Source organism: Candidatus Delongbacteria bacterium, from assembly GCA_020634015.1.
GTDB lineage: Bacteria > CAIWAD01 > CAIWAD01 > CAIWAD01 > CAIWAD01 > JACKCN01.
In genome coordinates this window covers 468,000-485,699 of record JACKCN010000001.1, presented here as the reverse complement: position 1 = coordinate 485,699, position 17,700 = coordinate 468,000, and the positions used below count along the sequence as shown (strand labels likewise).

The 17,700-nt window shown below is 64.4% G+C and carries 16 protein-coding genes; 4 read left to right on the top strand and 12 right to left on the bottom strand.

The features are described 5' to 3' along the window. Window positions 1-155: 155 nt before the first annotated feature. Genes H6678_02050 through H6678_02035 form a run of 4 tightly spaced genes read right to left on the bottom strand, consistent with a single transcriptional unit; the run spans window position 156 to window position 4,876 of the window. A complete protein-coding gene (locus tag H6678_02050; GenBank protein MCB9472573.1) occupies window positions 156-1,565 on the bottom strand; it encodes an oligosaccharide flippase family protein in 1,410 nt (469 codons plus the stop codon). After that, a complete protein-coding gene (locus H6678_02045; GenBank protein ID MCB9472572.1) occupies window positions 1,555-2,721 on the bottom strand; it encodes a polysaccharide pyruvyl transferase family protein in 1,167 nt (388 codons plus the stop codon). Before H6678_02045 ends, H6678_02050 begins: the two co-directional genes overlap by 11 nt. Further along, a complete protein-coding gene (locus H6678_02040) occupies window positions 2,712-3,872 on the bottom strand; it encodes a glycosyltransferase family 4 protein (GenBank protein MCB9472571.1) in 1,161 nt (386 codons plus the stop codon). The genes H6678_02045 and H6678_02040 overlap by 10 nt, the downstream gene beginning before the upstream one ends. Beyond that, window positions 3,872-4,876, bottom strand: coding sequence for a nitroreductase family protein (locus H6678_02035; GenBank protein MCB9472570.1), 1,005 nt, complete (start codon window positions 4,874-4,876; stop codon window positions 3,872-3,874). Before H6678_02035 ends, H6678_02040 begins: the two co-directional genes overlap by 1 nt. Before the next feature lie 538 nt (window positions 4,877-5,414). Between H6678_02035 and H6678_02030 the strand changes: the two genes are divergently transcribed. From H6678_02030 to H6678_02015, 4 genes are all read left to right on the top strand, one after another. Then, entirely contained in the window at window positions 5,415-6,875 is a 1,461-nt protein-coding gene (locus H6678_02030; GenBank protein MCB9472569.1) for a UbiA family prenyltransferase, read from the top strand. Further along, the gene (locus H6678_02025; protein MCB9472568.1) at window positions 6,872-8,176 is read left to right on the top strand and encodes an FAD-binding oxidoreductase; all 1,305 of its coding nucleotides are present in this window, start codon (window positions 6,872-6,874) and stop codon (window positions 8,174-8,176) included. Before H6678_02030 ends, H6678_02025 begins: the two co-directional genes overlap by 4 nt. 61 nt (window positions 8,177-8,237) lie before the next feature. Beyond that, window positions 8,238-8,975 (top strand): SDR family oxidoreductase, encoded by a 738-nt coding sequence (locus H6678_02020; protein MCB9472567.1) that lies wholly within the window; start codon window positions 8,238-8,240, stop codon window positions 8,973-8,975. Between the two features lie 45 nt (window positions 8,976-9,020). Continuing rightward, on the top strand, window positions 9,021-9,935 hold the full coding sequence (locus H6678_02015) for a class I SAM-dependent methyltransferase (GenBank protein ID MCB9472566.1): 915 nt from the start codon (window positions 9,021-9,023) through the stop codon (window positions 9,933-9,935). Window positions 9,936-9,990: 55 nt separating this feature from the next. Here the strand turns inward: H6678_02015 and gmd are convergent, their stop codons facing one another. From gmd to H6678_01975, 8 genes are all read right to left on the bottom strand, one after another. After that, window positions 9,991-11,007 (bottom strand): GDP-mannose 4,6-dehydratase, encoded by a 1,017-nt coding sequence (gene gmd, locus H6678_02010; GenBank protein MCB9472565.1) that lies wholly within the window; start codon window positions 11,005-11,007, stop codon window positions 9,991-9,993. Then, a complete protein-coding gene (locus tag H6678_02005) occupies window positions 11,004-11,492 on the bottom strand; it encodes a hypothetical protein (protein ID MCB9472564.1) in 489 nt (162 codons plus the stop codon). The genes gmd and H6678_02005 overlap by 4 nt, the downstream gene beginning before the upstream one ends. A 416-nt stretch (window positions 11,493-11,908) precedes the next feature. Then, complete coding sequence (locus tag H6678_02000) at window positions 11,909-13,216, bottom strand: oligosaccharide flippase family protein (GenBank protein ID MCB9472563.1); 1,308 nt, start codon at window positions 13,214-13,216, stop codon at window positions 11,909-11,911. Window positions 13,217-13,257: 41 nt separating this feature from the next. Then, window positions 13,258-13,968: an acylneuraminate cytidylyltransferase family protein gene (locus H6678_01995; GenBank protein ID MCB9472562.1), complete on the bottom strand. Its 711-nt coding sequence runs from the start codon at window positions 13,966-13,968 to the stop codon at window positions 13,258-13,260. 5 nt (window positions 13,969-13,973) lie between these two features. Then, entirely contained in the window at window positions 13,974-15,104 is a 1,131-nt protein-coding gene (locus H6678_01990; protein MCB9472561.1) for a DegT/DnrJ/EryC1/StrS family aminotransferase, read from the bottom strand. Continuing rightward, a complete protein-coding gene (locus H6678_01985; protein ID MCB9472560.1) occupies window positions 15,101-15,982 on the bottom strand; it encodes a sugar phosphate isomerase/epimerase in 882 nt (293 codons plus the stop codon). The genes H6678_01990 and H6678_01985 overlap by 4 nt, the downstream gene beginning before the upstream one ends. Next, window positions 15,979-16,614: an acetyltransferase gene (locus H6678_01980; protein ID MCB9472559.1), complete on the bottom strand. Its 636-nt coding sequence runs from the start codon at window positions 16,612-16,614 to the stop codon at window positions 15,979-15,981. Before H6678_01980 ends, H6678_01985 begins: the two co-directional genes overlap by 4 nt. Continuing rightward, entirely contained in the window at window positions 16,611-17,675 is a 1,065-nt protein-coding gene (locus H6678_01975) for an N-acetylneuraminate synthase family protein (protein ID MCB9472558.1), read from the bottom strand. The genes H6678_01980 and H6678_01975 overlap by 4 nt, the downstream gene beginning before the upstream one ends. Between the last annotated feature and the right edge of the window lie 25 nt (window positions 17,676-17,700).

Genomic DNA, 17,700 nt, shown 5'->3' with positions numbered 1-17,700 from the left:
CAGGGAGCCGGACCAGTGACAGATGCGAATGCCCAGTTCCCGATGCAAGCGCCGGAATAGTTCCACCCGGTACTCGGGCACCATTCGCTGGAAGAGCAGAACAGGCAGTGCAGGCGCCTTGCGGTCATCGCTTGGTAGTTGGGTGGGGGCGGATTTTACCACAGCACACCCCAGAGCAGCCACCCCACTACGACCAGCATTACCAACCCTACGAGAGACAACCCGGGCAGTAGATTGCAGCCCTGCTGCCGCCGTGAGGCCCAGTGGCCCAGACTGGTCATGACGGAATTGCTGAACAGAGTTGCCCAGGCTGCACCCACTGGACCAGCGGCAGGAATCAGCCACAGGTTTCCCAGGATGTTGCTGGCCATGCCAAGTCCCGAGATCAGGGGCATCATCTTCGTCCGACGGTTGGTGTACAAAGGATAGGCCACCACATTGTAGGTCAGGCTGACCATCATTCCCAGCACCAGCAGCGCCATCAGGTGTTCTGGCAGCGGGTACTTGCCGCCGACGTCGGCCCAATGCACCAGCAGCGGACCTCCATACAGCAGGCCCAGGGTGCCCAGGACGATGGCCAGCAGCATGAAGTTGGTTACAAGGCCCAGGTTGGACGTTCGGTCCTTGCGATCCTGGTGACGGATCACATAGGGCAGGAATGCCGATTCCAGAGGAGAGAGCGCACTCTGCAGGTAGGTGGCAACCCGGAAGGCCAGTTCATAGATGCCCACAGCCGCCGGTCCCAGCATGTACTGCAACAATAACCGATCCACTTTGCTGTTCAGCAGCAGGTTCAGCTTGTGGGGAATCAGGGGCAGGCCGAATCCAAGCATGCGCCGACCCAGATCCCGGTCCAGATGGCCGGCGACGATCACGGAACCGTACTGCCAAGCACCGCAAAGCAGCAGTAAGGCCGTTCCGGCATAGCGGCCGAGCAGGATGCCCCGGATTCCCAGGCCCATGGGAATCACCATCCAGGCGGTGGACAGTAGCAGGACTGCCGCCTGCAGTGTCATGAGCAGGGAGAACCGGCGTGCACGGGCTTCGATGCGCCAGATGTTTTGCAGAATGTTCTGCAGTATCTGCAACGGAATCAGCCCCAGCCCGAGCAGCATCGCCTGACTGTAGCTGGAATCCAGCCGCATCAACCCCAGCAGACCCTGGAACCCAAGCATCAGGGCGCCACTCAATACCAGGCCAGGCACGGCGCTGCAGACCACCGAGGTACGCAGAAGAGTGCCGATTGAACTCGATCCATCCGTTGCGAACCGCAGCAGTGCATAGGGGATACCCAGGGAGCCCAGGGCGGTGAAGAAGGTCTGGCACACTTCGATCAGCGCGAGGGCGCCCAGCTCGGCTGGATGGAGTGCGTGGATGTACAACGGCAGCAGCAGGATACCCAGCAGCTTCTGGAGAATGCTGCCCAGTCCGTAGTTCAGCATCTGGCCGAAGAAACCGCTGTACCTCAGGTGTGACAACAGGCGTCGGCGCAAAGGATTTCTGCCATTGCCCACTTCAGCCGCCGTGTGCTTACCGGCCCAGAGTCTCTCCTTTTCAGCGGACATGGATCGAGCGCAGTTCCTGTTCCAGCATGTCGAAACTGGCCATCGCTTCAGTCCGGGCACGCTCGGCGTGCCTGGCGACTGTGGCCCGGATATTGGGGGCGTCCAGAGTGCCCAGCAGCTCGACGATCTTCCCGCATTGTTCCGGCGCAGTGTCAGTCACATTGGCGAACTCGATGCCGAAACTTCCCAGCAAGCTGCCATACTTGGGGTTCCACCCTAGGGCGACAACCGGAACTCCCTGACCCAGCGCGGCCACGAGCACATGGAAACGGCTGGACACAACCAACCGGGCTGCCCCGATACGACCTTTCAGGATCTCCACCGGCAGGTTCTCATCCCCAAGCAGACAAGTCGGAAAATCCCGGTGCAGCTCCCGGCACAGGTCCGCATCGTCCTTTGTGTCTCCCGGGGCGAAGGTGTGTGCGAGGAGCAGTACACGGTAGTGCGGAATCAATTCCTTCAGAAGCATTTCAAGCAGCAGCCGGTATGACTGTGGGTTCAAACGTTCGACTACTTGCGACGGGCTGATCACAAGCAACGGGAGGTTGTCAGTGTGTGTCGGAGCAGAGGCTACGTGGGACTGAAGGGCAAAAGTGGAGTCCGCGAACGGTCCGGCCAGAGGCAGGTTGCGCAGAGGCACCCCCCGCGCCAGCAATTCATGGGTTCGCGCACTGCGGGTAAAAATCCTGCGGGCTCGGCGCAGCAGCAACCGGGCGCAGAACCGGGTGAACCAGTACTCCATTGGACCCATGTCCTGGGTGAAGAAGAACAGCGGAATGCCCCGGGAAACGAAGGGAAGGTGACGTATCACCGTTCGCAGAGAGCCCCGCTGGCTGCGGTCCTGAAAATTGAGGCCGCCCAGGTCGATCACCGCGTCGGGGCTAACTTGGGCCCCCTGCTCATCGCTATATGCCTTCAAAGGCGATGCCATCCGCCATGCCGGGTGGAAATCAATCCAGCACAGGTTCATTCCCGCTTCGCGCAGTTCCGTGATCCGCTCCCGATAATAGCCTGGGTGCTCCCTGGCAGGACGCTCGATGGCCAGACGAATGCCCGGAAATCGCTGGTGCAACTGTTGCAACATGGTCACCAGCATGGCCTCGGCACCTTTGTTGCCGCCGAAACCCACGTTCATCAGGCACACGGTCATTGACATGGCATTTCCAGTATTGCAGCCAGCTGTTCCACGGGAGTCCGGCTGAGTCGGGATGTGATGAACACCCGGTTGCGTTCCACGATGCTGTTCAGCCGGTCCGGATCGTGTCCGAGCCCGGCAATGCAGTCCGCCAGTCGTTGCGGGTTGCCAAAGGGGAAGAAAAGCATGTCCTGCCCATCCGTGAAATCCGCCGTCAAGCCAGGAAGGGGCGTGCTGATCACTGGCACTCCATGGAGCAAGGCTTCGTAAACCACCCGGGGAAAGCCCTCGGCCAGGCTGCAGATCACCAGGGCATCGGCCTGGCGGTACAGACCCGCCAGTACCTCCGGGTCGGAAATATGCCCGTGCAGGACCAACCGGGACCCAAGGAGTTCGATCGTCTCCTTGTTGGCATCGCGAAACCCTTCCAGATCACCACGTCCGACCAGGTGTATCACCGGACAGCTGCCCGTGCGCTCCAACAGCAGCCTGCCTGCAGCCAGCAAATCCTGCTGGCGTTTGCGTGGCCCCAGATGCCCGACACAGAGCAGGTGTTCCACGCTGCGGCGCTCACGCGGGGGAGGCTGATCGAGCACACTCGTCTGCAGATTCAGCAGGGGCACCGTGCACTCGACATGCCGGGCGCCGCGGCGGAGAAATTCCTCTTGCAGGTGCTTTCCGGTGCAGAGAACCGCATGGCTGCGGCGCAAGGCCACGCTTTCCAACCTGCGTGTCAGGGGCCCCAGAATGCCTGACGGGGTGAAGGCGATGCCACTGTAGAGGATTCGCCGCGCTTTGGCCGGGGCCAGCAGCAAGGTGAGGAAGCAGCCAACGGTTGGTCCCATGGCCAGCACTGTGTCCGTATGCTTCAAGTGCCCCCGCAGATGCAGCAAGCGTTTGACGAAGGACCATGTGCCCCGTCCGGACGGCCAGCAGTCGAAGGTGACCGTCGGGGATTCGAAGCGGAATGTGTACTGGCTGGCGCTTTCGTATTCCAGGTCGCCTGGGGTGATCAGAAATCCGCCCACCTGCAGTTCCTCGAAGAGTTTGGCAATCGATTCCAGATAATGCCCATCGTTGTTGTAGAAACACAGGCCGTCCGGTTTCATCACGAAACGACCGCGAGCGTGGACATAACACCGCCCCCGGGTGCGTTCAGGGGAAGCACCCATCAGAACCGTCCCAGAATGAAGTCCTTGGCGTCCCGTTTTGTCGACCGAGGAATCAGAGCATCCCCGGCAGCGTAGCCGGCAGCGATCACGAACGCCACACGTTGTCTGGGGTCCAGCTTCAAAATGCGGTGAAGGTCCCGGTCCTTGCGGGGAGTGGTGTAGGACCAGTTGAGGCAAACCGAATGGACACCGTGAGCCAGCAGGCCCCAGATCAGGTTCATGCCGAAAAGGGCACTGTCGACATATGGAGTATGACGCTCGTTGTAGTTCGGGTAGCCTCGCCGGTCGCCGACCAGCACCAGAAGAGTGGGCATGCGATCCACATAGCCAGTTGCCCCTCCTTGCAATTCCAGCACTTGTCGCCGTACGGTAGCATCGCGCACGATGACCACACCAGTGGCCTGCCGATTGCACGCGGAAGGGCTGTGTCGGGCGAACTCCAGCGCTTTAAACACAGTGTCGTCGCTCAGTGGCTGCGTGGTAAAACTGCGGACACTATGCCTAGAGGTGAAGAAGTTCTTCAGGTCGGCAGTATCCGTCCGCGCAGAGGGCAGGTCTCGGATCAACATGTGGTGTAAGGGGTTTTCACCGGTTAGCGTCGTGACACAGGAACCCAGTCGCAACAGCAGGCGCTCCGCTTGGGCTTTCAGGGCTGTGGACAGGTTCAAATCAAGCTGGAGCAAGGCGGCATATTGCTGGAGAACCGCCAGACTCCAGGAGCGGTCCTGTTTACTGAGCCGTGATGCAACCTCAGGGTCCTGCAGGTCATCCAGTGCGAGGGTCACGGTGTCCATGCCGGCACCGGGGCGACGTGGATGGGCTACCAGACCTTTTTCGATGCGATGCAGGGCGCGCCGCAACCGGAAATAGCGCTGCACACTGCCTGGAGAAACAAGGGTCCAGCGGACCTGTGCCAGTTCCTCCAACAGCAGAGGCGTCAGCTGAAGTAGTGACTTCAGTCGGGCGCGAAAGGCTTGGGGCAGCTTCTGGTATAGGTTTCTCATGGTGGGGCGATCCGTGGAATGGGATGGTGATCCGTTCGCTTCCAGCTGGCTCCCTCCCGTTTCGACTTCGGAGTCCCCATGCAACGGGGGACATTTCCGTTGGCTGTCGGTCGCGGGAACTGCTCGATGCGGGCGTTCACCGCTGGCGGTTGACGTGAAGAACTGTCAGACCCGCTCATTTTCAATCCGGTGACACCGCACAAAGGTAGCCATTTCATGTGGTCGATGCCCGAGCCACTTGAGAGCGCCATTTGCTCCACGTCACTGCGACTAGCGACGATTTGCAGCGCCTCAAAATCAAGTAGGTCCCACGGGATTCTGGCAAATCGTCTTCGTTCCATTTCGGCCATCAACGAAGCTCTTTGGAAGTTGTGTGGCCCAGGTTCGTTCTCCAGTGGCCTTTGGAGTAGTGGCAATCCGCCAGGAAGTTTGTAGGACTCCGACTTGCGGCTCTGCCGAGATCCCCTTTGCTTCGGCGTCCGATCCAGAGGCCGCTTTCTATATTCGGGCTGTCTCAAGCAGTCCCCGGAGAGCATTCATGGACGTTTCGCCCTTGCCAGGCCAGCCCGCAATCAGGCGGTCCACACCGCTCTATGTGGACCTCGACGGCACTCTGGTGCGTTCGGACACCTTCATCGACACCCTGTTCATGCTGCTGCGGCGCCAGCCCTGGCTGCTGCCCATGCTCGCGCTCTGGCTGCGGGGCGGGCGCGCGCGGCTCAAGCGGGAGGTGGCCCGCCGTCTGGTGCCCGATCCGGCGCTCTGGCCCTGGGTGCCTGAACTGCTCGACTGGTTGCGCGGGCAGGCCGCGTCGGGGCGCAAACTGATCCTGGCCACGGCCAGCGATCGCGCGGTGGCCGAGTCGGTGGCCGCGCATCTGGGCATTTTCACTCGGGTGCTGGCCAGCGACGGCCGCACCAATCGCCGGGCGGGGGCCAAACTGGCGGCGATCCGCGAGGAACTGGGCGGAGCTCCCTTCGCATACGCCGGCAATTCCCGCGATGACCTGCACCTCTGGCGGGACGCGGCCGAGTGCATCTGCGTGAACCTGCCGGCTTCCGTGGAGCGTGTGCTGCGCACCGAAGGCATCCGTCCCGTGCTGGAGATCAATGACCGCCGACCGCGCGCCCGGGCCCTGTTGAGCGTGATGCGCCCGGTGCAATGGGTCAAGAATCTGCTGCTCTTCCTGCCCATGCTGCTGGCCCACCGGCTCTTCGACCCGGCGGCCATCGAGGCTTCGTTGCTGGCCTTTGTCGCATTCTGCTGCGTCGCCTCGTCGATCTACATCTTCAACGACCTGATGGATCTGGAAGCCGACCGTCAGCATCCCCGCAAGCGTGAGCGCGCGCTGGCCCGCGGCGATCTGCCGCTGTCGCAGGCCTGGGCTTTGATGAAGGGGCTGGGCATCGCGGGCCTGGCGCTGTCGCTGTGGCTGCCCTGGGCCTTCACCATCGCTCTGTTCGTCTACCTGTGGCTGACGCTCTGCTATTCGCTCTGGTTCAAGCGCCTGCTGCTGGTGGACGTGGTGCTGCTGGCACTGCTGTACCTGCTGCGCATCGAGAGTGGCGGGTTGGCCGTGCAGGTCAGTCTCACGCCCTGGCTGCTGGGGTTCTCGCTCTTCTTCTTTCTCAGCCTGGCCCTGGTGAAACGCTATGCGGAACTGCTGGCGCGCAGCCGGGAACACCGTCCGGCGCCCAGCGCACGGGGCTATCAGCTGGAAGACCGCGAGCTGCTGGCGATGTTCGGCGCGGCCAGTGGCTATCTGAGCGTGCTGGTGTTCGCACTGTACATCCAGTCGCCGGAAACCCGCGTGCTGTACGCCAACCCCCAGTGGCTCTGGCTGCTGGCGCCGGTGTTCATCTGGTGGATCAGCCGGGTCTGGCTGCTGGCGCGGCGTGGCACGCTCAAGGAAGACGCGCTGGTCTTTGCCCTGCGTGATCCGGCGAGCTGGGGCGGCCTGCTGCTGATCCTGCTGGCGCTCGGTCTGGCCCTGCGGTGAGCGAGAGCCTGCTCTCCTGGGGGCGCTGGCCCCGCCGTCCCCAGCGGGCCATTGCTCTGGACTGGCTGCCGGATCATCTGCCCACTCTGGGACCCAGCAAGCTGCTGCCCCGCGGCCAGGGCCGCAGTTATGGCGACAGTTGCCTCAACAGCCGCGGACTGCTGCTGACCACCGGGGCCCTCGACCGTGTGATCCATTTCGATCGCGAGACGGGCGTGCTGCGAGCCGAGGCGGGGCTGACCTTCGATGACCTGCTGCGCCTCTGCCTTCCCGCGGGCTGGTTTCCCCCGGTGACCCCGGGAACGCGCTTCCTCAGCCTGGGCGGCGCCGTGGCCAACGATGTACACGGCAAGAATCACCACGGCGCGGGCACCATCGGGCATCACGTACGCGCCCTGGAACTGCTGCGCAGCGATGGCTCGCGCCAGCTGCTGACCCCCGCGGACACCAGCGGCCTGTTTCGGGCCACCATCGGCGGCCTGGGGCTGACCGGCCTGATCACCTGGGTGGAACTGCAGCTGGTGCCCACCCGTGGCCCCTGGTTCGAGAGCCACACCGTGCGCTTCTCGACCCTGGCCGAGTGTTTTGAGATCGGCCCCGAACTTCAGGCCCGCCATGGCTACACGGCCGCCTGGATCGACAGCCTGGCCCCGGCCGGCCAATCGGGACGTGGGCTGTACATCTGCGGGGACCCAAGCGACTCAAGCGAGCCCGCCGCCTGGCGCGAGCCGCGGCTGCGGATTCCGCTGGACTGCCCCGAGTGGCTGCTGAATCCGCTGAGCCTGAAGCTCTTCAACACGCTGTATTACCGCCAGCCGCTCAAACAGGGCCGCGTGCACGCCTGGCCCTTCCTGTACCCGCTGGATGTGCTGGCCGACTGGAACCGGATCTATGGCCACCGCGGCTTCCAGCAGTGGCAATGCGTGGTGCCGTCGGCTGACGCGCCCGCTCTGTGTGCCGAATTGCTTTCCCGGATCCGGGCACACCGCCAGGGCAGTTTTCTGGCCCTGCTGAAAACTTTCGGCAGCATGGACCCCGCGGGCCTGCTCAGTTTTGCGCGCCCCGGGGTGACCCTGGCACTGGATTTTCCCATGCTGGGCGAGCGCACCGCGCGCATGTTGCAGGAGCTGAACGCGCTGGTGCGTGAGGCGGGCGGGGCACTCTACCCGGCCAAGGATGCCCAGATGTCCGCCGAGGATTTCCGGAGCGGTTATCCCCGGGTGGAGGAGTTCGAGGGGTTTCGCGATCCCCTGCTGGAATCGGATTTCTGGCGCCGGGTCCGTGGAGGAGGCGAGGCATGACTCACACCCGGCGGGTCGGTGACGTGATCCTTTCGAGATCGAGCACACAAGGAGAGATACCGTGCAGAGCGCGCTGATTCTGGGAGCCAGTTCGGGCATCGCCCAGGCCTTCGGCCGCCTGCTGGCCGAGCGCGGCGTGACCCTGTACCTGGTGGCCCGTGATCCACGCAAACTGGAGGCGGTGAGCGCCGACCTGAGCGCGCGCGGGGCTTGCCTCGCGGGGACCGAAGTCCTGGACCTGAATCTGCACGCGGAGCACGCGGCCATGCTCGAGCGGGCCTGGGCCGCCCTGGGTCCGGTGGATCTGGTACTGGTGGCTCACGGAATGCTGGGCGACCAGGCGGCCTGCGAGGCCGATCCTGCTCTGGCCATGGAGCTGATGCGGACCAACTATGCCGCGACGGGTGTACTGCTGCTGCATCTGGCCACGCGCCTGGAAGCACAGGGCAGGGGCCAGCTGGCCGTGCTTTCCTCGGTGGCCGGGGAACGCGGACGCCGCAGCAATTACATCTACGGATCCAGCAAGGCAGGGCTCAGCGCGCTGCTCTCGGGGCTGCGTGCGCGCCTGGCCCCTGCCGGCGTGCAGGTGGTGACCGTGTTGCCGGGGCCCGTGCGCACCGCCATGCTGGCGGGACGCCCCTTGCCGCCACTGACCGTCGAGCCCGAGCTGGTCGCCCGCCAGCTGCTGCGAGGTCTGGAACGCGGAGCGCACACGCTCTGGCTGCCCCCCAAGTGGCGCGCGATCATGGCTGTGATCCGCGCCCTGCCCGAGGCCATTTTCATGAAGTTGAAATTCTAGGCTGGCGGAGGATTCCTTGAGCCACCCCCAGATGGGAGATGTCGTATGACCGCCTGCCCGGTCTGCAAACAGCTGCAGCACCAGTTCAAGAACTACGATGCGCATACCCCACCCGCCAGTACGCGCGAGCGTTTGCGCCGGGGCTTGCGCGGCCTGTTGCGCGCCCTGCCCGCGGGCACGCCCCTGCCGGGCACTCTGGCGGGTCAGGCTGGTTCGCCCTTCGGTGGACGAGTCCGTGTCTGCACCGAGTGCGGTCACGCGGTCATGGAGACCCCTCCCGACCTGGCCGGACTCAAGCGCTATTACGGACGCCAGTACTGGAGCGAACGCCCCACACAGGATGGTCACGGTGCCCAGCGCGGACAGACACGTGCCACGGCCCAGGTCGAACTGGTACGCGAGTGTCGACGGCTGGCGGGTCAGCCCGATCTGCCCAGCGAGACCCTCGAGATCGGGGCCGCCTGGGCGGGAGCCACCCTGCGTTTCAAGGAGCTGTCCGGCGACTCCGTGCGCACCTCGGTCTGCGAACCTGGCGAGCACTGGAGCGGGCACTATGCCCAGCACAACATCGAACGGCTGGCGGAGTACTATCCTTTCGAGGCGACTCGCCAGTTCGATCACATCCACAGCAGCCACTGGCTGGAACACGTGCTGGATCTGGAAAGCACGCGCCGCGCCCTGGCCAGCCAGCTCAAGCCCGGTGGCACCCTCTTCATGGAAGTGCCCAATTGCGGTGCGCCCTACTGGGAGCTGAACCTTTCGGACAACCCACACATCCACTTCTTCACCGCCGCCTCGCTGCGCCGGGCCTTCAGCGACCTGGGCCTGAGCTGCCTGCACTGCGCCGAGTACGGCATGAGTCTGCAGGAGCGCGCCGCCGGTGTAAGGCCCGCGGCCGAACAGCACGCCGCCAACCCGGGCGGGATCTGGCTGCGCGCGGTGTTCCTCAATCCCGCATGAATGAGCAAGGCCCGGAAATCCGGGCCTTGCATCTCATCTGATCCACGGGCGATTGTCACTGGGGCTTGCCGTCCAGATCACGCACGGCGCGTTCCTCGCGGGCCAGGCGCAGGTCGGAGTCCACCATGTGCGAGACCAGTTGCTCGAATGAGGTGCGCGGGGTCCAGCCCAGCACGCGGGCAGCCTTGGACGCATCGCCCTGGAGCAGGTCCACTTCGGCGGGGCGGAAGTACCATGAGTCGATTTCCACGTACTGGGTCCAGTCCAGATCCAGGCGACCGAACACGGCGGTGAGGAACTCCTTGACCGAGCGCCGCTCGCCGGTGGCGATCACGTAGTCATCGGGCTGGTCCTGCTGCAGCATCAGCCACATGGCTTCCACATAGTCGCCCGCGAAACCCCAGTCGCGTTCGGCGTCCAGGTTGCCCAGATACAGCTTTTCCTGCAGGCCCAGCTTGATCCGGGTGGCGGCCCGCGTGATCTTGCGTGTCACGAAGGTCTCGCCGCGGCGCGGAGACTCGTGGTTGAAGAGGATCCCGTTGCTGGCGTGCATGCCATAGGACTCACGGTAATTCACCACCTGCCAGTAGGAATAGACCTTGCCGCAGGCGTAGGGGCTGCGCGGATGGAAGGGCGTGGTCTCGCTCTGGGGCACTTCGGCCACCTTGCCGTACATCTCGCTGGAACTGGCCTGATAGAAGCGCACGGGCTTGTCCAGCCGGCGAATGCCTTCGAGCAGACGCAGGGTGCCCAGCGCGTCCACATCCACGGTGAAGATCGGCTGGTCAAAGGAGACGCGCACATGGGACTGGGCGGCCAGGTTGTAGACCTCGTCCGGGTTGACCCGCGCGAGGATGTGATCCAGGCTGCTGCTGTCGGTCAGGTCGCCGTAGTGCACGCGCAGATGCACGTCCTGCCCATGGGGGTCCTGATAGATGTGCTTGATCCGGTCGATGTTGACGCTGCTGGAGCGGCGCACGATGCCGTGTACCTGATAGCCCTTGTTCAGCAGGAACTCGGCCAGGTAACTGCCGTCCTGGCCGGTGATGCCCGTGATCAGTGCGGTTTTCATGAAGTCTCCTCGCTTGGGGTGGCCGGGTCGTTCCGGTCATCCGGGGCTGACTGACCCGAAGGCCAGGGGTAGACGGGCATCCAGCGGGCCAGGGTCGAGCTGGCCGAGGAACACCAGAAACGGACATGGCCTTCGCGGCTGGCGATCTCGCGCAGCCAGGCGCTGATGGGAATCAGGCCGCTCACGGCCTGGTCCGTGTAGTGCACGGGAGCGACGTCCGGGTCCTGCTCCGGAGTGGTCTTCTCCTTGCGTGGGCCGTAGAAATAGCCCTTCTCATTCAGGTCCACACCACAAAGCACGATCTCGCTGAAGCCGTGCTTCAGCCCGAAATCCACCGCACTGGAGAGTGAGCCACGCAGGTGGTACAACCCGTCCTGCCAGAAGCGGCGATTGAGCCAGCGGCTGAATCCCAGCATGGCCAGACTGCGGTGTCGCGCGAAGAGCACGGGCACCAATTTCAGCCGTTCGCCGAAGACTTTCCGCATGGCTGGCAACATCTCCTGCATGCCGGAATTGGAGCGGATACGCTCCAAGCAATACGAAGGAAGCAGGGCCAGAGATGGCAGAACCCCGGAGTAGGCGGGCAACTTGTCCAGCCATTGACCGCGAACCTCCTGATCCGGGATATGCTCAAACAGATACACATCAGGCAAGAATGGGGAGTGGAGAAACAGGTTCAGGGCAATCGAATCCCCGTTGCGTATGTGTTTCCAATCTTCAGGCTTCAGCTCCAGGATCGAGCGGCCCGTGGCCAGTACAAACAGAATCGTACCCCTTGGACAGTAGTCCCCGGGTTTGAATTCCTTCAGATTCGTGGCGCTGAGCACTCGCCGGTGAGTGTTGCGGCTGCGGAAAATCTGGCGCAGATTCGCAAGCACGTCCACGACGGGCGTGGGCAGCATCATAGCAGGGCCCTCCACAGCACAAGCCCGGCGGCACTGCCCATGGCCAGCAGGCCGTTACGGCAGGGGATCTTCTGCAGTCGCCGGGAGATCAGATAGCCCACAAGGAACATGAGCAGGTTGCTGGCCAGAGTTGCCCAGGCAGCTCCCATGACCCCGAACTCAGGGATCCACAGCAGATTGCAGACGATGTTCAACAGCGCCGTACTGCCCGAGATCAAGGGCATCACCTTTGTTCGATAAGCTGTGAAGATCGGGATCGAGACCACATTGTAGCACAACATCACGGCGAACCCAAGGGTAAGCACGGGGATCAGTTCGCGGGGCAGGGCGAACTTGCTGCTGTGATCCAGCAGGTCAACAGCCCAGGGACCGGCAATCCCCAGCACGAGGGTGCCTGCTGCGATGAGGACAAGCATTCCGTTCGAGACAATGCTGATGGAGGCATCACCCGAGTCCTGCTTTCGGTCGAATCGTCGGAACATCCAAGGGATGTAGGCCATCTCGAAAGGGGCCATTGCTCGCTGGATCAGCACACCCACTCGTGCGCCCAGATCGTACAGCCCCACGGCGGCCGGCCCGATCATATACTGAAGGAGCAATCGGTCAACACTGTTGTTCAGCACCATGTTCAGCTTGTGCGGAACGATGGGCAGGCTGAAGGCCAGCAGTCGATTGCGAAGCGCTCGATCCGTGCGACCCCGCAGGTAAAGACCACCATAATCCGCAAGTCCGACAGCAACTACCAGCAGCGCGCCCCAGAAGCGCGCCCAGAGGATGCCTTCCACTGCCATGCCCAGCCCCAGCAGGAAAGCCACAGTCAGTACCAAGGTCACCCCGAGACCCATTGTGGTCACCAAAGAATAGCGACGTGCCCGGCGTTGGATGCGCCAGAGGCTTTCAAACACTCGCTGAAGCAGCAGCAATGGCAGGGTAATCAGGGTGATACGAAGCAGCAGCACTGATTCTGGCCCCAATCTCAATGCGAGGATCACAAAGGGGGCGAGCAGTTGCAGCAGCAGCATGGAACCGATGCCAGAGAGCAACAACGGGTTCACGCCTGTGCGCAACAGGTTGGCAAGCTGGCGTTCTTCGCTGCTGGCCATTCGGACCATGGCGTGAGGAATGCCCAGTCCGATGAGTATCAGAGCCAGACTGGAAACCAGCTCGATCAAGGCCAGGGTGCCCAGGCCTTCGGGCTTGAGGGCATGGATGTAAAGGGGAATCAGCAGAGCGCCCAGTGACTTCTGCAGCAGGCTGCCAGCCCCAAAACCGAGCACTTGGCCACCCAGGCTTTCCTTTCTCATGCGTTTGCGCAGGATTGGAAGCCACTTTTTCAGTAGGGATTTCAACTGGGCTCCGTCCCCAAGGAGGTTGCCAGGGCACGGCAGATCAGCAAATCCTGTTCCGTATCGATGTCCACAGCTTGCTCCTCGGGCACCTCGAGCATCGCCATTCGCTCGCCGTAGATCCGCTCGCCGGCCCGGATCACCGCGGGGCGCAGCACGTCCACCACTCCGTTGAGGCGCCAGACGGGGGGCAGATCCTGACTGCGGGCGTGGCGCGCGGGATCGGAGTCCGCCATCACGGAGCGCATCCCGCCCTTGCCATCGTCCACATACATCCAGTAAGGGTGATGCACGCCCGCGGCCAGCGTCATGGTGCGCAGCGAGTCGGCCCCGCTCTCGCGCAGGCGCTGCACGGCACGGTCGATCAGTTCCGCGGTCTTGAAGGGGGTGGTGGGGCGCAGCAGAACCAGCAGTTCCGGATCCTGACCGTCTGTGTCACGCAACCAGTCCAGCAGGTGCAGCAGCACGGGGCGGTCGGTCACCGTGTCTCCGGCCAGTTCGGCAGGGCGCAGGAAGGGGACTTCCAGCCCGCAGGCCCGGCCCGCGGTGGCGATCTCGGGGCTGTCGGTGCTCAGCAGTACCCGGTCGAGAGTGCTGGCGGCCAGTGCGGCGCGTGCGGTCCACTCCAGGAGGGGTCTGCCCGCCAGAGGCAGCAGGTTCTTGCCCGGCAGACGCTTGCTGCCGCCCCGGGCGGGAACCAGTCCGAGCACGCCGCTCACGCCGGTTTCCGGCTTGCGGACAGTTCGCTGCGCAGAGCCTGGATCACCCGCTCCTGTTGCCCTTCGCTCATTCCCGGGAAGAGCGGCAGGTTCAGCACCTGGGCGGCCAGGGCCTCACTCTCGGGGCAGGGCAGGTGGCGGCAGATGGCCTCGCCGCCGTCGTACACCGGTTGGCGGTAGAGGGGCAGCGGATAGGCGATGCGCGTTTCGATGCCGTGATCGCGGCGCAGGGCCTCGGCGATCCGGTCCCGGTCGGGAATGCGCACCGAATACAGGAACCAGGCATTGCGCCCATGCTCGTTGGCGGCCACCGTGCGCAGGCCCAGGGGCGCCAGTTCAGCCAGACCTTCGGTGTAGCGCTGCGAGATCAAGCGGCGCTGCTCGAGCACATGATCCAGGCGATCGAGCTGGGCCAGGCCGATGGCGGCGGCCAGATCGGTCATGCGCGCATTGGTGCCCAGCACCTCGTGGATGTACTTGCGCGAGCTCTCGCCCTGGCTGCGACGTGCGCGCAGGTCCCGGGCGTGGGCGTCGTCGTGGCAGAAGAGCATGCCACCTTCCACGGTGGTGATCACCTTGGCCATGTGGAAACTGAGCGAACTGATCACGTCGTCACGTCCGCAGGGGGCATCGCCGACCGTGGCACCCAGGGACTGGGCCCCGTCGTGCAGCACGAACAGTCCCAGGCGGGCGGCTTCGGCGCGGATGGCGGCCGCATCGGCCGGATTGCCGCCATAGTCGATGTAGATCACGCCGCGCGTGCGCTCGCTGACCGCCTCGGCCATCCGGCGCGGGTCCAGATTCCAGCTGTGGGCGTCGATGTCCACGAAGACCGGCACCGCGGCCTGCCAGCTCACGGCGGCCGCGCTGGCGAAATAGGTCATCGCGGGCACCAGCACCTCGTCGCCGGGGCGCAGTTTCAGGCACTTGAGCGCCAGATCCAGGGCCACACTGCCATTGCTCACCGCAACCGCGTGGGGCACGCCCATCCGGGCGGCCATCCGGGATTCCAGCTCGGCCACCTTGGGGCCCATGGTGAGCCAGTCGGTGGTGAAGCAGGAAAGCATCTGACGCTGCTCCTCCTGCCCGATCAGGGGCTGGGCCCAGGGGATCACGGACTCGTTCATGGGGTTCCTCGGGGGTGTTCGGGCCAGAGCGCTTCCAGGCGGCGCGCGCTGCGTGTGATGGCCTCAAGGCCGCTGTAGACTTCCAGGGTCATGCACGTGGGCGGCGCGGGAAGACGGCGCAATGCCTGCATCACGCTGCCTTCCTCTAGCAATTCCTCGTTGCTGTCGCGCAGGCCATCGTTGTCGCTCAGGTGCAGGTAATCGGTTTCGGCCAGCAGCTCGGCCGCTTCGGTCTCGAAATCCAGTCCCAGGCTGCGCGCGGAGACTTTCAGGTGCGCCAGATCCAGCAGCAGCCCGATGCCCAGAGGCGCCAGCAAGGGCTTCAGCTCGCGCCAGTCCGCCGCGCAGCAGAGCAGCAGGGGATTCTCGCCGGGCCAGGTGCGCCGGTTGCGTTCCGAGAGCACATTGTTCTCGACGTACAGCCGCACGGACCCCGCATGGGGTGCCAGTTCACGCAGGCTGGCCACGAAGCGTTGCAGAGAGTCGGCGTGTGCGGCCAGCGGACGCTCCCCTAAGGCGCCACCCAGTTCACCGGGTGGCACATCAAAGCGAAATCCGGCGTGCACGGCCAGACGGGTGGCTCCCAGCTTGCGTGACAGATCCAGCGCGCGTTTCACATGGTCCAGGCTGGCCTGGAGGATCAGTTCGTCCATGCTGGCCAGATTGAGCACGAAAGGACTTGCAGGCGGCGGAAAGTAGTTGTGCAGCTGGAATCGCAGCCGGCCCCCGGCAGCCAGTTCCAGCAAGTCGCTCTCCAGTTCCGGATAGGGTTCGGTACCGCCGGAGAGTTCCAGCTGAGTGAATCCGGCCTCGGCAAGCTGCTGCACGGCAGCGGAGATCCGGCGCGCACGCACGCCGCTGGAGGAGACCCAGATCATGGTTTCTCCCGTGCCGGCACACCCAGCAGGGTGCATCCGGCTTGTGCGTCACGGATCACGGCGGCACCCGCGCCCACGGTCACCGAGTCGCCCAGCGTCAGATTCTCGATGACCACCGCTCCCATGCCCACGACACAGCATTCGCCCAGCCGGGAACGTCCGGCCACCCGGGAACCGGGCGCCAGGTGGCAGCAGGCGCCCAGCACCGATTCGTGATCCAGACTTGCACCCGTGTTGAGGATGCAGCCGGCACCCAGCTGGGCTCCGGCGCAGACCACGGCACCCGCATTGACGAAGACGCCCTCTTCCAGCCGGGCGTGAGCCGAAACGCTGGCGTCCGGATGAATGATCACGGGAAGAGTGTGGCCAAGTTTCCTCACTCGAGCCAGCCACCCGGCGCGCAGCCGGTTGTCGCCCATCGCGACGGCACAGGCCACGGGCGCCCGGTTCTCAAGCACCTCGGGACCGCCCAGGACAGGGTGTCCCAGAATGGTTTCAGCCTGACCCTTCCAGTCCAGATCGATCAGTCCGGCCACGGTCCAGCCGGCTTCCACGGCGGCATCCAGCACCACGCGCGCGTGCCCGCCACAGCCCACGATGAAGAGGGGCCCGCTGGGAGACACGACGCTCACCGGGCCAGATCCTCCCACTGCAGGGGAGTGCCCGCAGGAATCGCGCGCGTCACCCGACGTCCCAGCAGGTCCAGGCCATGGAATGCGCCAATGCCCTGACCGCCCGTGCGCAGCGCGCCCAGATTCCGGCGAGTGAGTGTCTCACCGGCCTGCAGATCCTGCAGCACGACCAGGGCCTTCTGCAGCGAGGGCCGGGTATCCGACTCCGATGGGCTGGGCCCCAGCTGGCGTGAGCCAAGTTGCAGTTCCACCTCGCGGATCCGCCGGACCCATTCGGTCAGTTGGGCCGGGTTCAGCGAGGCGCGGTGGTCGGGGCCGGGCAGATCGTGATCCAGGGTGTAGTGCTTTTCGATCAGCACCGCGCCCATGGCGGCGGCGGCCGGGCTGGCGCCCACTCCTTCGGTGTGATCGGAGAACCCCACCAGCTCGCCGGTGAGCGCGGCCAGGGTGGCCATGGAGCGCAGATTCACCTCGGCGGGAGGAGTGGGATAGTTGGAGGTGCATTTCAACAGCAGCAGCTCGCGGCAGCCCGCGGCGCGCAGCGTGGTGGCGGCCGCCAGCACTTCCGCGGCCGTGCTCATGCCCGTGGACAGAATCACCGGGCGCCCGCAGGCTCCCACTTCCTCGAGGAAGAGCTGGTTGGTGGTGTCCGTGGAGGCGATCTTGATCACGGGCACCTGCAACGACTCGAGCAGGGCCAGGCTGCGGCTGCCATAGGGTGTGGACAGGAAGCGGATCCCGCGCTGCTCGCAGCGGGCGATCAGCGCACGGTGGAACTCCTCGTCGATCGCCAGCCGTTCCAGCATGGCGCTCTGGCTCTCGCCGGCATCGCCCGTACGCTGCTGGTAGGGGGCTTTCTTCACCCCGGGCAGGATCAGCTCGTCCAGCCGGTAGGTCTGGAACTTGACGGCGTCGGCACCGGCATCGGCGGCCCGGTCGATCAGTTCCTGGGCCAACGGCAACTCGCCGTTGTGGTTCACGCCCGCTTCCGCGATCAGGTAGATCGGCTGGTCCGGGCCGATGGCGCGTCCAGCGATCGAGAAGGTGTGGCTTGGATTCATGCGTCGCCTTGTGTTTCGGGTTCCG